This window comes from Exiguobacterium sp. s36, assembly GCF_018618345.1.
Taxonomy (GTDB): Bacteria; Bacillota; Bacilli; order Exiguobacteriales; family Exiguobacteriaceae; genus Exiguobacterium; species Exiguobacterium chiriqhucha.
The window spans coordinates 1-19,302 of sequence record NZ_JACSLW010000001.1; the positions used below are offsets into that span (position 1 = coordinate 1).

At 51.8% G+C, this 19,302-nt stretch carries 19 protein-coding genes; 10 read left to right on the forward strand and 9 right to left on the reverse strand.

The window, feature by feature from the left end; translation table 11 throughout:
* Positions 1–90: 90 nt before the first annotated feature.
* The 5 genes from KNP95_RS00005 to KNP95_RS00025 form a co-directional block, all read right to left on the reverse strand.
* Entirely contained in the window at positions 91–1,152 is a 1,062-nt protein-coding gene (locus tag KNP95_RS00005) for a bifunctional glycosyltransferase family 2/GtrA family protein (protein ID WP_214835086.1), read from the reverse strand.
* A gap of 103 nt (positions 1,153–1,255) precedes the next feature.
* Positions 1,256–2,257 carry a sodium:calcium antiporter gene (locus KNP95_RS00010; protein WP_214835087.1) on the reverse strand — a complete coding sequence of 334 codons (1,002 nt, stop codon included), beginning with the start codon at positions 2,255–2,257 and terminating at the stop codon, positions 1,256–1,258.
* 208 nt (positions 2,258–2,465) lie between these two features.
* The gene (locus KNP95_RS00015; RefSeq protein ID WP_214835088.1) at positions 2,466–3,320 is read right to left on the reverse strand and encodes an HD domain-containing protein; all 855 of its coding nucleotides are present in this window, start codon (positions 3,318–3,320) and stop codon (positions 2,466–2,468) included.
* 112 nt (positions 3,321–3,432) lie between these two features.
* Positions 3,433–4,137, reverse strand: a complete 705-nt coding sequence (locus KNP95_RS00020) for an SDR family NAD(P)-dependent oxidoreductase (protein WP_214835089.1) — start codon at positions 4,135–4,137, stop codon at positions 3,433–3,435.
* A gap of 49 nt (positions 4,138–4,186) precedes the next feature.
* Positions 4,187–4,735 (reverse strand): glycerol-3-phosphate responsive antiterminator, encoded by a 549-nt coding sequence (locus KNP95_RS00025; protein ID WP_214835090.1) that lies wholly within the window; start codon positions 4,733–4,735, stop codon positions 4,187–4,189.
* Positions 4,736–4,861: 126 nt separating this feature from the next.
* On the opposite strand from KNP95_RS00025, the gene KNP95_RS00030 reads away from it, so the two are divergent.
* Together KNP95_RS00030 and KNP95_RS00035 are read left to right on the forward strand one after the other, a co-directional pair.
* Entirely contained in the window at positions 4,862–5,281 is a 420-nt protein-coding gene (locus KNP95_RS00030) for a GNAT family N-acetyltransferase (RefSeq protein ID WP_214720195.1), read from the forward strand.
* Positions 5,282–5,321: 40 nt separating this feature from the next.
* Positions 5,322–6,497 (forward strand): cation:proton antiporter, encoded by a 1,176-nt coding sequence (locus KNP95_RS00035; protein WP_214835091.1) that lies wholly within the window; start codon positions 5,322–5,324, stop codon positions 6,495–6,497.
* 48 nt (positions 6,498–6,545) lie between these two features.
* Here KNP95_RS00035 and KNP95_RS00040 read toward each other — a convergent pair whose 3' ends face one another.
* Positions 6,546–7,175 carry a DedA family protein gene (locus KNP95_RS00040; RefSeq protein WP_214720197.1) on the reverse strand — a complete coding sequence of 210 codons (630 nt, stop codon included), beginning with the start codon at positions 7,173–7,175 and terminating at the stop codon, positions 6,546–6,548.
* A 101-nt stretch (positions 7,176–7,276) separates the two neighbouring features.
* Here KNP95_RS00040 and KNP95_RS00045 point away from each other — a divergent pair, with 101 nt between their 5' ends.
* The 5 genes from KNP95_RS00045 to argH all read left to right on the forward strand — a co-directional run bounded on the left by KNP95_RS00045 (position 7,277) and on the right by argH (position 13,433).
* Complete coding sequence (locus KNP95_RS00045) at positions 7,277–7,834, forward strand: DNA-3-methyladenine glycosylase I (RefSeq protein WP_214835092.1); 558 nt, start codon at positions 7,277–7,279, stop codon at positions 7,832–7,834.
* A gap of 123 nt (positions 7,835–7,957) precedes the next feature.
* Entirely contained in the window at positions 7,958–9,445 is a 1,488-nt protein-coding gene (gene putP / locus KNP95_RS00050) for a sodium/proline symporter PutP (RefSeq protein ID WP_214835093.1), read from the forward strand.
* A gap of 126 nt (positions 9,446–9,571) precedes the next feature.
* Positions 9,572–10,720 carry a CapA family protein gene (locus tag KNP95_RS00055; protein ID WP_251138437.1) on the forward strand — a complete coding sequence of 383 codons (1,149 nt, stop codon included), beginning with the start codon at positions 9,572–9,574 and terminating at the stop codon, positions 10,718–10,720.
* Between the two features lie 126 nt (positions 10,721–10,846).
* A complete protein-coding gene (locus tag KNP95_RS00060) occupies positions 10,847–12,058 on the forward strand; it encodes an argininosuccinate synthase (RefSeq protein WP_029595378.1) in 1,212 nt (403 codons plus the stop codon).
* Positions 12,051–13,433, forward strand: a complete 1,383-nt coding sequence (gene argH, locus KNP95_RS00065) for an argininosuccinate lyase (protein WP_214835094.1) — start codon at positions 12,051–12,053, stop codon at positions 13,431–13,433. Before KNP95_RS00060 ends, argH begins: the two co-directional genes overlap by 8 nt.
* A gap of 68 nt (positions 13,434–13,501) precedes the next feature.
* Here the strand turns inward: argH and KNP95_RS00070 are convergent, their stop codons facing one another.
* Positions 13,502–14,956 (reverse strand): glycoside hydrolase family 1 protein, encoded by a 1,455-nt coding sequence (locus KNP95_RS00070; RefSeq protein WP_214835095.1) that lies wholly within the window; start codon positions 14,954–14,956, stop codon positions 13,502–13,504.
* Between the two features lie 195 nt (positions 14,957–15,151).
* Here KNP95_RS00070 and KNP95_RS00075 point away from each other — a divergent pair, with 195 nt between their 5' ends.
* From KNP95_RS00075 to KNP95_RS00085, 3 genes are all read left to right on the forward strand, one after another.
* A complete protein-coding gene (locus KNP95_RS00075; protein ID WP_214835096.1) occupies positions 15,152–16,348 on the forward strand; it encodes a helix-turn-helix domain-containing protein in 1,197 nt (398 codons plus the stop codon).
* Positions 16,349–16,568: 220 nt separating this feature from the next.
* A complete protein-coding gene (locus KNP95_RS00080) occupies positions 16,569–17,099 on the forward strand; it encodes a biotin transporter BioY (RefSeq protein ID WP_214835097.1) in 531 nt (176 codons plus the stop codon).
* 63 nt (positions 17,100–17,162) lie between these two features.
* A complete protein-coding gene (locus KNP95_RS00085; RefSeq protein WP_214720203.1) occupies positions 17,163–17,351 on the forward strand; it encodes a hypothetical protein in 189 nt (62 codons plus the stop codon).
* A gap of 129 nt (positions 17,352–17,480) precedes the next feature.
* On the opposite strand, the gene KNP95_RS00090 is transcribed toward KNP95_RS00085, so the two are convergent.
* Complete coding sequence (locus tag KNP95_RS00090) at positions 17,481–18,329, reverse strand: sulfite exporter TauE/SafE family protein (RefSeq protein WP_214756581.1); 849 nt, start codon at positions 18,327–18,329, stop codon at positions 17,481–17,483.
* A gap of 70 nt (positions 18,330–18,399) precedes the next feature.
* Entirely contained in the window at positions 18,400–19,287 is an 888-nt protein-coding gene (locus KNP95_RS00095) for an alpha/beta hydrolase (RefSeq protein ID WP_214835098.1), read from the reverse strand.
* Positions 19,288–19,302 lie beyond the last annotated feature (15 nt).

Consider the following 19,302-nt stretch of genomic DNA (forward strand, 5'->3'; position numbering starts at 1 on the left):
CCATAAAAAGGAGAAGAGGCCACCTGGCGCGAACGAGTCGCGCCAGGTGGCCTCTTTCTTATAAATCTACTGAGTTATGTCCCAGCCTCGTCACCGTTTAAAGATCCATCTTTTTTGGACATAATAACTGACGACGAACAAAAGGCTGTCGACAAACACTTTAATCCACACTTCCCCGTCCCGAAACAACAGGAACAATACATAGACGAGACCAGCCGACAACGCCATCTGCAAGCCGACGAGACCGAAGTATTTCGGCATCGCCCGTCTCGCTTTCGAGTCGAATACGACTTTTCGATTCACCACGTAATTGAATAAGGACGAGATGATGCGGGCCAATACCGTCGCAATCAAGACATGGGTCGTCTCAAACCACGGATTCAATAAAAAAATGAACAAGGCATAGGCGCCGATATCTAATAAAAATGAGGCGACCGAGGATAACGAATAGGCTAAAAACATGCGATAAATCAGAATCGAGTCGATGACCGGGCGAAAATGGGACGAAGCGTTCTCGGCCACATACACGGTTTGAATCGGAATCTGTTGAATCGGGACTTGCCAACGTTTCGTGAACGTCAACATGTTCATCTCGAACTCATAGCGGTTCCCGGGCACGTCGAGCAACTGTTCCGCATAGCGCAACGGAACGGCCCGCAGACCGGTCTGGGTGTCTTTCAGTCGAAGCCCGCTGCCGACGAACATGACACCACGTGTCATCTGGTTCCCGAATCGGCTTCGGAACGGAATATGCGCACCAGAAAAATCACGACAGCCCATGACCAGATGGTGCGGCCGTTGAACCCCTGCTTCATACAAGCTTTTTACATCCTCCGGCAGATGTTGTCCGTCCGCATCGACGGTGATGACACCATGCGTACCGGGGAATCGTTCGACGACGTGACGAATCCCCGTCTTCAACGCCGCACCCTTGCCTTGATTCCGTTCATGGACGAGAACAGTCGTCACCCACTTCCCGACCTCATCGAAGACAGTTTGGGATGTCTCGACACTCCCATCGTTCACGACGATGACATGGACAAATCCCGTCTCTTTCAGCTCGCGGACAAGTGTGACGAGCGCTTGATCCGGATTATAGGCTGGGATTAAAACGACATACTCATCTAAACGTTCTACGGAATGCATTTGCATCGCCACCCCTCCTTCCCTCCTTCTATACCCAAGACGATGAAAAGTGATTCCTCGGACCGCGGTAAACAAAAAAACACGGTGTCTCGGAGGACACCGTGCCAGATTAACCGATGAAGATGAAGTAAGACGAAGCGAAGTAGACGAGCACGACAAGCGCCGATGGCAAGATGTAACGCAGTTTCGACGTCACATCTTTGCGAAGAAGCGTATACATGACCAACACCGACAAAATCGTGATTCCGATGGCCGTCACCAAGTGAGACGCAGCTACGTCGGCCAAAATCGAGCCGTTTCGGTAAAACACGTCTGACATGGCGATAATGAGCATGTTGAAGACGTTACTTCCTAAAATCGAACCGAACGCCAAGTTGACGTTACGGAGTTTCAAGGCGACAAATACCGATACCGCCTCTGGAAGCGAAGTCGTCGCGGCAATCAAGAAACTGCCGACAAAGCTTGAACCGAGGCCGGTGACGACGGCGATTTGATCACCTAACACAGATAGCGCCGTCCCTGCCGCCATGATGACGAGTGCGGCGATGATGAAACCGACGATCGCACGTTTGACCGTGATCGAACTCGTCGCACTGGCACCGACTTCTTGAACCGCCTCGTGGGCAGCTTCCCGCTCAACGGCAGGTTGTTGCGGGCGTTTTCCGATATAGTAAATCCCGATCCCATACAATACCGCGATCAACAAGGCGTCAATTCCGATGCCGAGAATCGTGAAATCGATGCGCACGATGAGAGCAATCATCGTGACGAGCGTCAACATGAGCCCGAGACCGGCCGTATAGAGATGATCTCGGCTCGCTTCATTGAACAAGCGTTTCTGACGATAGAAGAGATCGAACATCGCCAAGATGAAAATGTTGAACAAGTTCGATCCGAGCATGTTCCCGATGGCGATATCCGGGTTGTTGATCATGACGGCCGAGACGCTCGTCGTCACTTCCGGCAGCGATGTCGCACCGGCCAGCAATACCGTCCCGACGAGCATCCCGCTCATCGTCGACTTCTCACTGATGACGTCAGCGTAAGTCGAGAGTTTCATGGCAGCGTAAACGGTGATGGCTGCGGCCAAGATGAAATAAATAAATACCATTTGAATAAGTCTCCCCTTTTTCATGAATTCAAAAAGACCTCTTTATGGACGCCAAAAAAGCATCCATAAAAAGGTCTTGCGGACTTGGTAAGAAGCTCGGTGGACCGAGTGCATTGCACCGTAATGACGACCCACCGACCACGGTTGTGGTCGCTACTCCCCTTCTTATGTTCACGACGAATATATCACGTTGAAGGTCATTTGACAATCAATTGAACCTTAAATGGGCGACGACGTCATCGACTGGCATCGCCGTCCTGTAGGACAGTTCATCAATCGCTTGGAGCATCGGGAGCGGTAAACGTTCCCATAGTCCTGCTTCTTTCAATTGTGCGGACAAGCCATCAAGCTCCGGTTGATTGACGTCCGTGCCTTGTCGATAGCCTTCGCGCATCGTCTCATTCAACTCATAGGCGGTCTGACAGAGCGTCGACGTCTCTTGGAGCCAGTCCTCTTCATGGAAGCCATGCTGAATGACATTGAACAATTTCCAGAGCTTGTCGGACCGTTCGTCGGCGATCCCATAAAACAACAAATTCAGCTCGGTCTCGAACGACTCGATGAGCGTCGTCGTCTGACTGAACGGTTTGAACGCTTGGAGCAACTCGTGATAGTACCACGACTGGTCGCGGAGTGGGCGTCTGAAGCGATCCCATACTTGTTTACCGGCAGACTCAACGTCGAGTCGAATCGAACGAAGATTATGTATCTTGTCCGCCGCCAAGAGCGCCACTTCATCGTACTGCATCGTCTGCACGTGCTGAATCGTCATCCGTTTCCGTTCTTCCCATGAAAGGTGCTTCCCGGGTTCGGACACCGCTTCAACGAGTCGTCTCACTTCACTACCGAACCGTTCTTCGATCTCTTCGGGGGTCGTCAACGTGTCTTCAAGCAAATCATGGAGCAAGCCGGCGGCCACGACCGGGACCGGTTGTCGGTCTTCGACGAGCAGCATCGACACGGCGACGGGGTGGGTCAAGTAGGGAATATTCGTTCCTTTTCGAAACTGTCCGTCGTGTTGGACGGCCGCGAATCGGAGTGCCTCTTCAATCAACTGGTGCACGGCGATTCCTCCTTAAATGGGTTCATAATACATCCCCATCCTTTACCCACGACTAGTCCCATCCACTCATATCCTGTATTAAAACATAGGGTAATGGTCCTGTTTCTTCCGATTACGGCTCGTAAATCATCTTTTTCGTCATTCCGCCGTCGACGACGAGGTTATGCCCGTTGACGAAATCGTTCTGTTCATCAATTAAATAAGCGACCGCACGGACGATATCATCCGGTTTTCCGACCCGGCCCGACGGATGTTGCGCATGGTCGATGTCACGGAGTGCCTCATCCGACGTATGAATCCAACCGGGACTAATCGCATTCACCGTAATCGGGCGCTCCGCGAGCGATACCGCCATCGATTGGGTCAATGACACGATGCCACCTTTGGACGCGCCGTACGCTTCCCAATCGGGCTCGTTTTGAAGTGAGCGCGTCGAGGCCAGGTTGATGATGCGGCCATATCCCGCTCCCTCGTTCAACGATAAGAACGCTTTGGCACAAGCGAACGTCCCGACAAGGTTGACGTCAATCACTTGCTTGAACGTCTCAACGTCAAGTTCGGCCATCGGTTTGACGAGCGACGAGACGCCGCCGTTATTGATGAGCACGTGAGCGACACCGACTTGGCGCTGAATGTCGTCGAACACGCGAGAAATCGCTTCGTGGTCTTCCAAATCCAGCTCGTAAAACGTCACTCCGTCCAGTTGCGGATCATCGCCTTTATCGAGTCCGATGACGTGATACGTGTCGCGGAAATGACGTGCCAATTCATAGCCAATCCCTTGGCTGACACCTGTGATAATCATAACTTGTTTCATATACATCCCTCCTGCACACTCACATACCCGGATTCGATGAATTTGAGTCCTATTCGTTCGTCCAAAGCCGTTGGTCGGACGTCGTCACGACCGTCGCACCGGCCTCGAGGGCGGCCTCGACTTCCTCGGTCGACGAAATCAGTCCGCCGGCAAAGACCGGGATTCCGGTTTCCGCCTTCACGGCCCGGATATATTTCGGAACGAGACCCGGTAACACTTCAATATAGTCCGGTTGCGTCCGCTTGATGAGGCGATAGCTTCGTTCGAGCGAGCTCGAATCGATTAAAAACAAACGTTGGACCGTTTTAACCTGTTTTTGCTTCGCTTTTAAAATGACGCTTCCTTTCGTCGAGATGATGCCGTACGGACGATACGTCTGGCAAATATACTCGGTCGCATACTCATCTGCCTTCAATCCTTGAATCAGGTCGAGATGGACGAAGACGTGTTTATCGTGGGCCGCCAATAATTGAAACACGGCATCGAGCCGGGCGACGTGCACTTCGAGCAGGACACCGATGTTAAACGGACCTTTTACAAATTTTTCGAGGTCACGCATATCACGCAGGGCGGGTAAAATCGTTTGACCATCTATCATCTGAACACGTCCTTTTTTTCATATCCTGGTTTCATTATTTGAATAACGCGGACCGGAAATCAAGGTTTACCGATTCAATATAGCGGGAAAATAATTTCAACTTATGCACAGAGAGGAAGTAGCGATATGGTCAATGAAGTGGAAGTACGAATCGAGACACCGACACCGGAGGAACATCAGCGCCTTCGCGTCATCGCCGGGATGCCGAAACGTTCCGACTCGGGGACGGTGAAAGGACTGGCCAACACGTTATATGGCGTCTGTCTATATAAAGATGATCACATGGTCGGGATGGGCCGCGTCGTCGGCGACGGCGGAATGGTGTTCCACCTTGTCGATATCGTCGTCGACCCGGATTGTCAGGGGCTCGGGCTCGGAAAATTGATCGTGGAGCAGTTAATGGACTGGATTTTACAGGAAGCCGACGAGACGGCCATCATCAGCCTGATTGCGGATATCCCGGCCGACGGACTGTACCGTCAATTCGGCTTTGACTATTCGCGCCCGGAATCGGTCGGGATGGAATACCAATGGAACCGAGACTGATTTGTTACCCGGTAATCCTGTCTGATATCTGGGGTGTCATATGGAACTGAATATGATCGTCTTACTCGGTTTAGCGTTAGCCGTCATTTCCGTGCTCAGTCTCATCATCGAGCGGTTATTCTTTCCGAGTATTCTTGCCTTTATCGCCATCGGCGTCGCCGTCGGCTTCTTCTGGGACGGAAATGAGGTCTTTAAAATCGCCGGCGAAATCGGGATTATCCTGTTATTCTTTTTACTCGGTTTGAAGTTTCCGCTCGGCGAGTTGATGAAGCGCCTAAAACGGGTATGGAAGGCAGGCGTCTTAGACATCGTGCTCGCCTTTGGCGTCACGATCGGGATTGCCATGCTGTTCGGACTCGATTTTTCACAATCTTTTTTAATCGGTGCCGTTTTATTTGCGACGAGCTCGTCGATTTCCGCGCGCCTGCTTGAATGGCATGCCGATAAACATGAAGATGTGAAAGAGTTCGTCTTGGCGCTCCTCATCTTTGAAGATATCTTCGCCCCGCTCATCTTGACAGTCGCCCCGTTCATCATTCAAGATGAGCCGATTGAAGTGTCCGATATCGGGAAAGTCTTCGCCGGTTTTCTCATCTTTGGCGTCTTACTCTTTATTGGATCGAGCTTCGTCAAAAAACAGCCGAAAATCGCCAAACATCTGTTGCGACAAGATGATGCGAGCATCGGCTTGATTGGCTTGATTCTCTTTTTCGCCGGAATCGGGATGGTGTTCGGACTGTCCGAGATTCTCGGTGCGTTCATTGCCGGGATCATGCTTGCTGGCATCCACGACGTGCGTCCGTTGAAACGGTTGACCGTCCCCGTTCGCGATTTGTTTTTACCGATTTTCTTCATCTCGTTCGGAATTTCAATCAACCTGGAACAAGGCGTCATCGTCAACACGCTCTTCTTCGTCTTAATCGTCTGGGGGGTGTTATCGAAATGGATTGTCGGCCGCGTCGGGGGCCGTCTGTATGGCCTGACACGGGTCCAAGCCAACGAGGCGGGTTTCTCGCTCGCTCCGCGCGGGGAGTTCTCGATTCTTTTCACGGCCCTATCGAACGGGGCAATCAACCTGTTCGTCGGACTATATATTTTCGTCTCGGCTATCATCGGAATCGTCTTGTTCCGCTTCTCTGAGATTTTAGCCGCCAAAACGGAAGAAAAACTTGAAAGAGTCTTGCCTGACGAGAACAAGGATGATTCGAACAAATGAAACGTGATATAAAGGACCGATCTTCTCGAGAAGATTGGTCCTTGTCGTTTAGAAAGAAGAGGCCCGTTTGTCCTGCTTCTTCTTCCGTTTTTTTCGCCAAACGAAAAAAACGATCACCCCGATTGCCAAAAGTCCGTAAATGGCGTACGAGTATACATCCAAATAGCTTAAAATCGATTCCCAATTCTCACCGACGCGAATGCCGATATAGATGAGAATTGTATTCCAAATCACCGTCCCCGCCGTACTGAGCAATAAAAATTTCAAGAACGGCATATTCGACATACCGGCCGGGATTGAAATCAAACTCCTCACGACCGGCATCAAGCGGCCAAAGAACACCATCCATCCTCCGTATTTGTCGAACCAGGCGTCGGCCCGATGCACGTCGGCAATGTCGAGCCGAATCCATTTGCCGTACCGTTTCGTCCACTTCTCGATTTGTTCGACATCCAAATAAAGTCCGATACCATACAGCAGGACCGCTCCTAGGATGGCGCCTGCCGTCGCTGCGAAGATGACGAGCGGGACGATCAAATCGGTCTTCACGGCGAAAAATCCGCCGAACAAGAGCACGACTTCCGAAGGAATCGGCGGGAACACGTTCTCAATAAAGATCATGAACGCGATACCGAAGTAACCGAACTGTTCAATGACTTGGATCATCCAGTCTCTCATGTGCTTCACCCTCCAATAGTTCCTACTATACCCGTCACGCCCGGTCAAAAACCGAAACAGCATGTTAAAATGAAGTACTTGAAGGAAAGCGAGGACATGACATGACTGAAGTAACACGTTGCCCATGGTGCGGCACCGACCCGTTGTACGTTCGTTATCACGATGAGGAATGGGGCAAACCCGTCCATGATGATCATAAGCACTTCGAATGTTTGACGCTCGAGAGCGCCCAGGCCGGTCTCAGCTGGATCACCATCTTACGGAAACGCGAGCATTACCGGGACGCCTATGCCGGGTTTGACGTCGCGACCGTCGCGACGTTCGACGAAGCGGACGTGGAACGGTTGCTGACCAATCCAGGTCTGGTCCGAAACCGTCGTAAAATCGAGGCGTCCATCAATAACGCTAAGCGATTTCTCGAGATTCAACGAGAGTTCGAGACGTTCGATGCCTACATTTGGTCATTCGTTGACAACACAGTGATTCGCAACGAGTGGGAATCGACCGACGACATCCCTGCCACGACCGAATTGTCCCATCAAGTGAGCAAAGACTTGAAACGTCGCGGATTCAAATTTTTAGGACCGACGACGGTCTATGCCCACCTGCAGGCGACGGGCCTCGTCAACGACCATCTCACATCTTGCTTCGCCAAATAATTTGATTATTTGGTCAATCGTCAAACAAAATCGTGCACTTCATTCATTTTTGTGACAAAATTTTGTCATGGTGCAATCCATCATGTTTGAAAGCGTTTTCATTTTGAATGAGGGGGATGTTGTATGAACGGTGTATTGATTTCGATTACAGTGTATATGGCGCTCATGGTGTTACTCGGTGTCATCGCCTATCGGCGGACTGAGAGCATCGGCGACTATATGCTCGGAGGACGCGGCCTTGGTCCGGCCGTAGCGGCTTTGTCGGCCGGTGCTTCCGATATGAGTGGTTGGCTATTGATGGGCTTGCCGGGGGCGATGTTCGCGACCGGACTCTCGAGCGGATGGATCGTCATCGGGTTGACGATCGGTGCTTACTTGAACTGGTTGCTCGTCGCACCTCGTTTACGGACTTATTCTTATTTGTCAGAGGATGCCATTACGATACCAGATTTCTTTGAGAAACGTTTTAAGGATTCGCGAGGGACGCTGCGGACATTCTCCGCGGCAGTCACACTCGTCTTCTTCACGCTCTACGCCACGAGCGGGTTCGTGGCCGGCGGTCGCTTGTTTGAAGCGGTCTTTGATATCAATTTTGGGACCGGTGTCTTGATTTTGGCTTCGATTATCATTTTGTATACGTTCATTGGCGGCTTCTTGGCTGTCAGTTGGACCGACTTTGTCCAAGGACTCATCATGTTGTTCGCTCTCATCCTAGTACCGGCCATCGCCATCACGGCAACCGACGGGGTGAGTGCCGCGTTCCAGACGATTGGTGATATCGATAAGGCGCTACTTGATCCATTGACAGGACAGTCGCTTATCGGCATCGTCTCGCTCTTCGCTTGGGGTCTCGGTTATTTCGGGCAACCACACATCATCGTCCGTTTTATGGCCATCGAGAAGTTGCAAGACATCAAGAAGGCACGACGCATCGGCATCTCGTGGATGTTGTTCACCGTCGTCGGGGCCATGGCAACAGGATTGTTCGGACTCGCCTACTATACTCAGCGCGGGCTAGAAATCGACAACCCAGAAAATATATTCATCAATCTATCTGATTTGTTGTTCGTCGACCTCATCACCGGTGTGTTGCTCGCAGCCTTGCTTGCAGCTATCATGTCGACGATTTCGTCACAGCTCCTCGTCTCATCGAGTGCGGCGACGACCGATTTCTATCAGAAGTTCTTCCGCAAAGATGCCGGCGACCGCGAACTCGTCATGGTCGGCCGAATTACCGTCATCCTCGTCTCGCTCATTTCGATTTGGCTCGCGTTCGGGGCGGATGACACGATTTTGAACTTGGTCGGATATGCCTGGGCCGGATTCGGCTCATCGTTCGGTCCACTCATCCTGTTCAGCCTGTTCTGGAAACGGACGACGCGTCAAGGCGCGCTGGCCGGGATGTTGACCGGTGCGTTCGTCGTCATCGTCTGGAAAAACGTTGCTGCCGATTGGTTCGGGACCTTCGGCGAGCTATATGAGATGCTTCCAGCGTTCTTCTTGTCGAGCCTCGCCATTTATGTCGTCAGTTTGTTAACACCGCCACCTAGCACGACGATCACGAACGAGTTTGAGGAGATGGAACACATCTTGAAGACAGAACGGATTTAACACTTGGAGTGCCATGCTACTATAGCCTGGCACTTTTTTCTTGTGCCCTGACAAGGACATTCTTCTTCCATGGCGAATGACTTGAGTAGACCAGTTTGGATCACACGAAAGGAAGTGACTCGTCCGTTGAAACGAGTAATCCCGTATAAACAAGCCATGTTGACCTTGCCCCTCCTCTTTCTGTTCGGCTGTGCGACCGCTGACGTCGAGACGTCTACAGAGCAAACGGAGACCCCGGCACCAGAGACCGAGGCGGAAGCCCCGGCCCCTGTTCCTGAAGAGCCAGAGCCCGTCGTGACGACGACGTCGCTCTATGCCATTGGCGATATCTTGTTGCACGAAAGCGTGTATAATGCCGCCAAACGCGGCGACGGCTATGATTTCACCGCCGCCTTCGAACCGATCGCTCCGATTTTGACCGAGGCCGACATCGCCATCGCTAACCAAGAGAGTATGATTGGGGGCAGTGAGATCGGTTTATCGAGTTATCCCGCCTTCAACAGTCCGTATGAGGTCGGCGATGCGCTTCAAGACGCTGGCGTCGACTTGGTGACGACGGCAAACAACCATACGCTCGACCGGGGTGTCACGGCCATCGAGAATTCAATCGCGCACTGGAACGAGATTGGCATGCCGTACACCGGTTCGTTCTTATCGGAGGCGGACAAGTCTGAGCTTCGGACGCTGACCGAGAATGACATCTCATTTGCCTTTCTCGCCTATACGTACGGGACGAATGGAGTCGTTCCGAAACAACCGTATCACGTCAATTACATCGATCTCGAGGCGATGACCCCTGAAATCGAAGCGGCCGAGCAAGGGGCCGATATCACTGTTGTCTCGCTTCATTTCGGGAACGAATACGAGACGGTCCCGAACGAGGCGCAACAGACGCTCGTCCAACAACTGTCCGACCTCGGGGTCGATCTCATCATCGGCCACCATCCCCACGTCCTCCAACCGGTCGCCTGGGTGGACGGCGCCGAAGGCAATCGGACATTCGTCGCCTACTCGCTCGGCAACTTCCTGTCCGGACAACAAGGGGACGACCGGAATACAGGTGGCATCGTCGGCATCGATGTCGTCAAGACGGTCGAGGCGGATGAGACGACGTTCGAACTCGCCAACCCGATGTTCTATCCGACGTTCACCCGCCGCACAAGTGCCGACGGTCCGTTCGAGGTCGTCCCGTTACAGTCGGCCAAGCCGGAGCTGTTCGAGGCCACGAGCCAACATATGTCGCAGTGGATGCCAGAGCTCGAAATCGTCCAATGAAGGATCACTTTCACAAGTGATTCTTTTTTTTTCGCAAAAAAGGTTGCTTTGCGGCGAAGCATACGTTAGAGTAATTCGTATATTTATAAATACAGATGAATAATTATGTATAAGGGGTGTAAGGAAATGAAACAAAAACTCGTATTAGCTTATTCAGGTGGGCTTGATACATCGGTCGCAATCAAATGGTTGGATGAACAAGGGTATGACGTCATCGCCTGCTGTTTGAACGTCGGCGAAGGAAAAGACTTGGAACGCATTCAACAGAAGGCACTCAAAGTCGGGGCCGTCAAATCGGTCGTCATCGATGCGGTCGATGAATTCGTCAACGATTTCGCCCGTTACTCGATGCAGGCACATACGATGTATGAAGGCGTCTATCCGCTCGTCTCTGCCCTATCGCGCCCGCTCATCTCGAAGAAGCTAGTCGAGGTCGCACAAGCCGAAGGCGCCATCGCCGTCGCTCACGGATGCACGGGGAAAGGGAACGACCAAGTCCGGTTCGAAGTGTCAATCCATGCGCTCGACCCGTCGCTTGAAATTATCGCCCCGGTGCGGGAGTGGAAATGGTCACGGGAAGAAGAAATCGCCTATGCGGCCGAGCACGGTATCCCGATTCCAATCGTCCAAGAAGAACCGTTCTCGATCGACCAAAACATTTGGGGCCGGGCCGTCGAATGCGGCATCCTCGAGGACCCTTGGGCCGCTCCACCAGCGAGTGCCTACGAATTGACGGCGCAACTCGAAGACACACCGAACGAACCGACGTATGTCGAAATCGAATTCAACGCCGGTGTACCGGTCGCCATCAATGGACAAGCGGCGACGTTCACAGCCATTCTTGAGCAGTTGAACATCGTCGCTGGGGCCCACGGCATCGGGAAAATCGACCATATTGAGAACCGGGTCGTCGGCATCAAATCGCGGGAAGTGTACGAGGCACCGGGTGCGATGACGCTCATCACCGCACACCAGGCGCTCGAGGCACTCACACTCGTCCGGGAAGTCGCCCATTTTAAACCGATCGTCGAACAGAAGTTGACAGAGACGATTTATAATGGCTTATGGTACTCACCATTGACGAAAGCACTCCTCGCCTTCATCGATGAGACGCAACAGACGGTGACAGGTACGGTCCGGATGAAACTATTCAAAGGACAGGCCATCGTCGACGGACGGAAATCACCGATTTCGCTCTATGACGAACACCTCGCGACATACACGTCAGCCGACACGTTCGACCAGCAAGCGGCCGTCGGCTTCATCAAACTTTGGGGGCTGCCGACGAAAGTGCAAGCGGAAGTGCTCGCCGAGAAAGGAACGATGGTGCATGAGTAAATTATGGGGCGGCCGGTTCGAACAGACGGCCAGTGAATGGGTCGACGAGTTCGGGGCCTCGATTCATTTCGACGCCCAGCTCGTGTTAGAAGATATCGAAGGGAGCATCGCCCACGTGACGATGCTCGGGGAGCAACATATTTTGACAGCAGATGAAGTCGCGCAAATCGTCGCTGGTCTGAAGACGCTAGCCAAGAAGGCACAAGCGAGCGAATTGACGTTCAACGTCTTCCATGAAGATATTCATATGAACCTCGAGGCGTTGTTGCATGAAGAGATCGGGCCCGTCGCTGGAAAGATGCACACGGCCCGTAGCCGGAACGACCAGGTCGCGACCGATATGCACCTCTATTTGAAGCGCCGCGTCCTCGAGACAATCGAAGGGATTGAAGCCGTGCAGACGGCACTCTATGACCACGCCGCTCAAAACGTTGAGTCGATCATGCCGGGCTATACGCACTTGCAACGGGCCCAGCCGGTGTCGCTCGCCCATCACTTACTCGCTTACTTCTGGATGCTCGAGCGCGACAAGGAGCGTTTCAGTGACAGCTTGAAACGGATTGACATGAGCCCGCTCGGTGCCGGGGCTCTCGCCGGGACGACGTTCCCGATCGATCGCCACCGTTCGGCCGAGTTGCTCGGCTTCGCCAACGTGTATCCGAACAGCCTGGACGCCGTCAGCGACCGTGATTTCATCTTGGAATTTTTATCGAACGCGTCGCTCCTCATGATGCACTTGTCACGGTTCTGCGAGGAGTTGATTCTTTGGAGCAGTGAAGAGTATCGGTTCATCACGATCTCTGACGTGTTCTCGACGGGATCGAGCATGATGCCTCAGAAGAAGAACCCGGACATGGCCGAACTCGTCCGCGGGAAGTCGGGACGGGTCGTCGGCAATCTGATGGGGCTGCTGACCATCATGAAAGGCTTGCCGCTCGCCTATAACAAAGACCTGCAAGAAGACAAGGAAGGCATGTTTGACACCGTCAAGACGCTCCAAGGAAGCCTCAGCATCATGGCCGGCATGATTCAAGACATGACGTTCCACACGGACATGATGAAACAAGCGACCGAGCGCGATTTTTCGAACGCAACCGAGCTCGCCGACTATTTGACGGCGAAAGGCATGCCTTTCCGGGAGGCGCATGAAGTGACGGGGACACTCGTCCGCTACTGTATCGATCATCGTCTGTATTTGGCGGAGCTGCCGATTGAGACGTATCATGCCCACTCTGGATTGATAGAACAGGACGTGTACGAGGCACTCTCTCCGGTGACGGCCGTCAAACGTCGCAACAGCTACGGCGGAACAGGGTTCGACTCCGTCCGTACGCAATTGAGCGAAGCAAAAGCCAAGTTACCGACCAACGTGTAACGAATAAATCAAAACAAGCGTCCGTTCCGCGAGGAATGGACGCTTGTTCATGTTGATGACTCCATTGATTACAATTGTTCACCATTCGATGCAATCACTTGCTTGTACCAATCAAATGACTTTTTCTTCTTTCGCTCGAGCGTGCCGTTGCCATAGTCGTCTTGATCGACATAGATAAAGCCGTAACGTTTTGACATCTCCGACGTACTTGCGCTGATGAGATCGATGCATCCCCAGCTCGTATACCCGATCAAGTCGACACCTTCTTCAATCGCTTGTCCCATTTGCTCGATATGGGCCCGCAAATATTCGATCCGGTAGTCATCGTTGATTGTACCGTCTGCTTCGACGACATCGTATGCGCCCAATCCATTCTCGACGATGAACAACGGCATCTGATAACGGTCATACATCTTCTTCAAGGTGATGCGTAACCCTTTCGGATCAATCTGCCATCCCCAATCGGACGCCTCCAAATAAGGATTCTTGATGCCACTGAAGAAGTTTCCTTTTTGTTTCGCCTTCTCAGGGGCACCGCTGGCGACCATCGACATATAATAGCTGAAGGAGATGAAGTCGACGGTGTGCTGTGACAAAATCTCTTCATCTCCTGGCAGCACTTCAATCGAGATATCATGTTTGTCGAAATAGCTTAACATGAAGCTCGGATAATATCCGCGCGCTTGCACGTCGGTAAAGAACAAGTTCTTTTGATCTTCTTCGAGCGCAGCTAACACATCGTCTGGATTACTCGTTTCCGGGTACACTTCCATTCGGGCGAGCATACAGCCGATTTGAGAATTTGGAATGATCTCATGACATGCGCGTACGGCACGAGCACTCGCCACGAATTGATGATGAAGCGCTTGGTACACAGTCGCCTCCACATTCTCAACGCGATCGACTAAAATCCCACTCCCGATGTATGGTGACATCGTCGAGACGTTAATCTCATTGAACGTCAGCCAATACTTTACTTTATCCTTGTAACGAGTGAAGACGGTCTCTGCGTAATGGACAAACAAGTCAACGAGCCGACGGTCCGCCCAGCCGTTATATTTTTTGACGAGTGTGAGCGGCAATTCATAATGCGACAATGTCACAAGCGGCTCGATCCCGTACTTGAGCAGTTCATCAAAGACACGATCATAAAACGCTAGCCCTTCTGCGTTTGGTTCGAGCTCATCCCCGTTCGGGAAAATCCGAGGCCATGAAATCGACATCCGGAACGTCTTAAAACCCATCTCGGCGAAGAGAGCGATGTCTTCTTCATAGCGATGATAAAAATCGATTCCGCGACGTTTTGGGAAATTCGCCCCATCGTCAGCCGCTAACAGTCGCTCGAGTTCGGCTTCACTCTTCACGTCCATCTCGATTTCAGCCGTACGCGCTTCTTTAGGGACGAATGTCACCATATCGAAAATGGATAGACCTTTCCCTCCTTCTTTGTAAGCTCCTTCTAATTGATTGGCCGCCGTTGCGCCACCCCATAAAAAGCCTTCTGGAAATCGATGTGTACGCATATGTAATACTCCTCTCTTCATTGAACACTTTTTTTGATACGGTCTAGCAGTCGAGGTTCGGATCTGTAATCGTTTGCATTTCTGCTTGTTTGTAGTGTACTCATTCCCATTCAGCTTTTTTGTATTTATTTATCATTTTTAGTAAATTTGTAATACAATTTGCAGATACATCTAATCGATAGGAGAGATGATTTGATGGATGTGAATCAGAGAGACACGAATCAGGATTACACGTATTGGTGCCGGTTGTTGCATCAGACTACCCATCTGTCCGTGTTATTTTACAATGACCGATTATCGTTACAGATGGCGTATCCAGAAACATCATTCATTCCCCCTTCTTTACGTCAACTTCTGGAGCGGATAACTCTCTTAAATGAGCCTTCTAACATACCGGTTTGGCGTCGTCTCAATTCGAACGAACAGGTCGTGACGTTGGTCATCACCGACAACGAGCAGCCGATTGGCCTTTTCATTCTCGGTCCGTGTCTGGATTCGGCAGAAGTGGAACCGAACAGTTTTACGAATGGCTTGCCTGTTTTTTCGCGACAAGACCTACTGCATGTAGCCGTGCTCGCGACCTCGATTTTGACCACGAGACGACTCTCTACGTCCGATGTCGTCCTAGATGAGGATTCGTCCAAGCGTCGCACGACAACCGAGGATACGAAAACCTATGAACGAGAGCTGTTCAAAAACAGGCAAGACATTTCATTCCACGCGACGTATCAATCTGAGCGGATGACGTTACGGTGTGTCAAGGAAGGCCAAAAGGAAGAATTACTTCAGCGACTGGCATCACCCGATCGCGATGGACGAATCGGAGTGCTCTCAAAACAGAGCACTTTACGAAATGAAAAAAACCTTCATATTTCTACTATCACGTTAGCGACACGTTATGCGATCGAAGGAGGGCTTCATCCGGAAACGGCATATACGATGAGCGATCACTATATCCAAGGGGCCGAAGAACTTCGAACGATTGAAGCTGTACAACGTTACACCAAAGAGGCGTTATGCGAATTCACGGATCAAGTAAACAAATCAAAACAGCTTCGACATAGCGCCCCGATCATCAAATGCCAGTCGTACGTCTTTAAACATCTGTATGACGCCATCTCCTTACAAGACGTCGCTCGATTCGTGAATCTTCATCCCAACTATTTGTCGTCCCTGTTTAAGAAAGAAGTCGGGCTTTCGTTCACAGAGTATGTGTTGCGAGAAAAGATAGCGGAAGCCAAAAAACTGTTAAAGTACACCGATTCCTCTCTTTCTGAAATTTATACATGGCTTAATTTCCACGACCAGAGCCATTTCACAAAAGTCTTTAAAACCTACACGGGCACGACTCCCAAACAATTCAAGCAACACGAGCACATGCCAACGATGTGAATTTGAATCTCCAACATATGGAGTTAGTTTCACGCTCAACGTTAAAAGTGTCCGTAGGCGTAAAAACATCCTCAATACGCCGTGGTTTGGAGTGTCTGCCTAAAGCTGAATTTGTAGGCTCAAGCTGTATACGACCAGGTACTTAGTTTAGTACTTGCCAACTTCTTACGATGATGTTAACCTAACTTTAGTCAACGTTAACAGAAAAGGGGTTTACATAGTGAAAATTCATGATATGACACAAATTGCTATCGCTGCCGCGCTGCTCGCGAGCATCGGTTCGATTGCCATCCCAATCGGTCCGGTCCCAATTACGCTGCAAATGCTCGGTATCATGACGGTCGCTTCCGTCCTCGGTGCCAAAAAAGGCGGGCTCGCCGTCATCGTCTATCTCTTGCTGGGCTTAATCGGCCTTCCAGTACTCAGCGGTTCGGGCGGACTTGCCCCGTTCGTCGGTCCGACGGTCGGATACTTGCTCGCCTTCCCAATCGCGGCCTTTTTGATTGGCTGGTCATCGGAACGGCATCGTTCGTTCCCTGCCCTCATCGGCTACAACGTCTTATTTGGACTCGGTCTTGTCTATTTGCTCGGCAGTCTTGGGTTGCAAGCCGTGTTTGGCATGACGTTCATCGATGCGCTCAAAGTGAACATTCCGTTTATCATCGGCGACTTAATCAAAGCAGTGTTGGCGGCAGCTATCGCTTATAAAGTGTCCACCAACCCTCAAATGCGCAAAACCCTCGCCTCTTGAAGGTTCAAACGTTTCAGCGGAAAGTATAGGTGGAACGTATATAGTATGGAAGGGGGTGTCCTTATGAGCGATTCGACGTTTAAAAAACGTTTGGCTAAAGCGACCCATCGCTTTCCGAAAGGACAACGACGCGGGAAAGACGAGACGCGGCACGAGAAGCGCGATATCGAGGCGTTCGAACGACGTCTGCTGGAAGCGAAAAGTAAAGTCGGAGAGATTCAAGAAAACATTGACCATATTGCCAGACGTTAAAACCTCGTCCTCGGACGGGGTTTTTTACTGTGCTGAACTGGTTAAGAATGCTTGGTACGTCTCGTCGATTTGAATACCAATGGAATGGTTCCCACAAACAAACCCCCGTCCGTAGACGAGGGTTTAGGATTACTTCGAACGCGGTCGGATGAACAGCGCGACGATGAACGAGAGTGCGAGCACGACGAGCAGTCCGAGCGAGAGATCGTTATAACCGAGCAAATTGAGGGCGACACTGATGGCGACGGCGACATAGAAGCCACCGAGCGCCTTTTTGACGAGTTGCGAACTGAACCGCTGCAACTGTTTCGCCCCGATTGGTGAACCAATCATCGCACCGGCGATGAGCGCCAAGCCGTGCCAATAGTTCGCATCGGCTCCGGCGACGGCATAGTTGATCACGCCCGAGACGACGATGAGGAACGCCGCGGCGATACTCGTCCCAACGGCCCGTTTCATCTCGGTGTTGAGTAACTTGACTTGAAGTGGCGTCAATACGAACCCACCGCTGACACCCATAAGTGACGAGATGAATCCGCCGAACAACCCGATGAACCCGAGGCGTGGGACCGACTCCGAACCGACGCTACCCTCTTCGTGCTGTTTCGACCGGAAGAACGAGACGGCGAAATACGTCAACAGCGCGATATAGGCGAGCGAGATGACCGGCTTCGCGCCGTCGAGTGTCTCTAGATAAAATACGAGCGGCGTCGCCACCCACGTCCCGACGACCCCGAACGCGCCAATTAAGAGGGCGTGTTTCGGATTGACGTTCTTTAATTTGATATGGGAGATCGTACCGGCCGTCGTTGACCCGAGCGTGAGCATGAGACTGAGGGCGATGGCCGCGCTCGCCTCGTATCCGAAGACGAGCAAGAGCGGCGTGAGTAAAATCCCGCCCCCGATGCCGAAGAATCCGCTCAAAATTCCGATGAGCGTTCCGAGCAAAAGAAACGATAGTAATGCTGTGACGTCCATGAACAAACCTTCTTTCTTTCCTTTTCATAACTAATCATAACAAAAAAGGAGCGCATGTTGCGCCCCTCACTTACAACACACGCTCTAAAAATTCGAATACCGTCCGGCGATATTCGGTTTGGAACGATCGATGCGACTGCACGTGCCCATCATTCTCGGTCACCCACAGTTCGACATCCTCGCCGGCTTTGGCCAATTGCTCGCTCTCGCTTACGGGAATGGCATCGTCACCTTGACTATGAATCAATAACACCGGTGCCTCGATTTGAGCCATATCGTCAATCGGTTTGACCACATCCGCGTCGAGCCCCGTAAACCAAGGCGTTACCGTCATGATGACCGGTGTGAACGGGAAGTTCGGTAAATCGCTCCATACCGGCAGATTCGTCTCGAGATAGCCGCGGAGGTCACTGAACGGGCTATCAGCGATGACGGCGGCGACATCGGTCTCGTCAGCCGTCGCGAGTGCCGTCGCGGCACCCATCGAAACCCCATATAAGACGATGGGCCCGTCCGAGCGCTCTTTCGCGTACGCGATGGCGGCAGCAAGGTCAGATTGCTCCTTTGCCCCGACCGTCACGCGATCCCCTTCTGAAATTCCGGAGCCGCGAAAGTCGAACGTCAAAAACTGATACCCTTGCTCATGGAATTCTGGAATCAATTCTTTGAGCGGCAAATCGGATTGTTCACGGTTCTTCCCGTAGCCATGCGCGAAGACAATCGTCGCACGCGGCGTCGGGTGCGGGATCCACCAGCCGTATAATTCCTGTTGATCCTCTGATTCGATCGTGATGTTCTCATACTTGACGCCTAGCGTCTTAGGGGTGAACGTCAACGTCTCCCGTTCAGGTGACGTCAATTGATCCCCGATGTGGGCCGAGATGCCCACGACGGCAAGAAACGCGACGAGAACCAATACGCCGACGGCGATTCCCATATATTTGACCCAACGATTCATCGCAGTGCCCCTCTC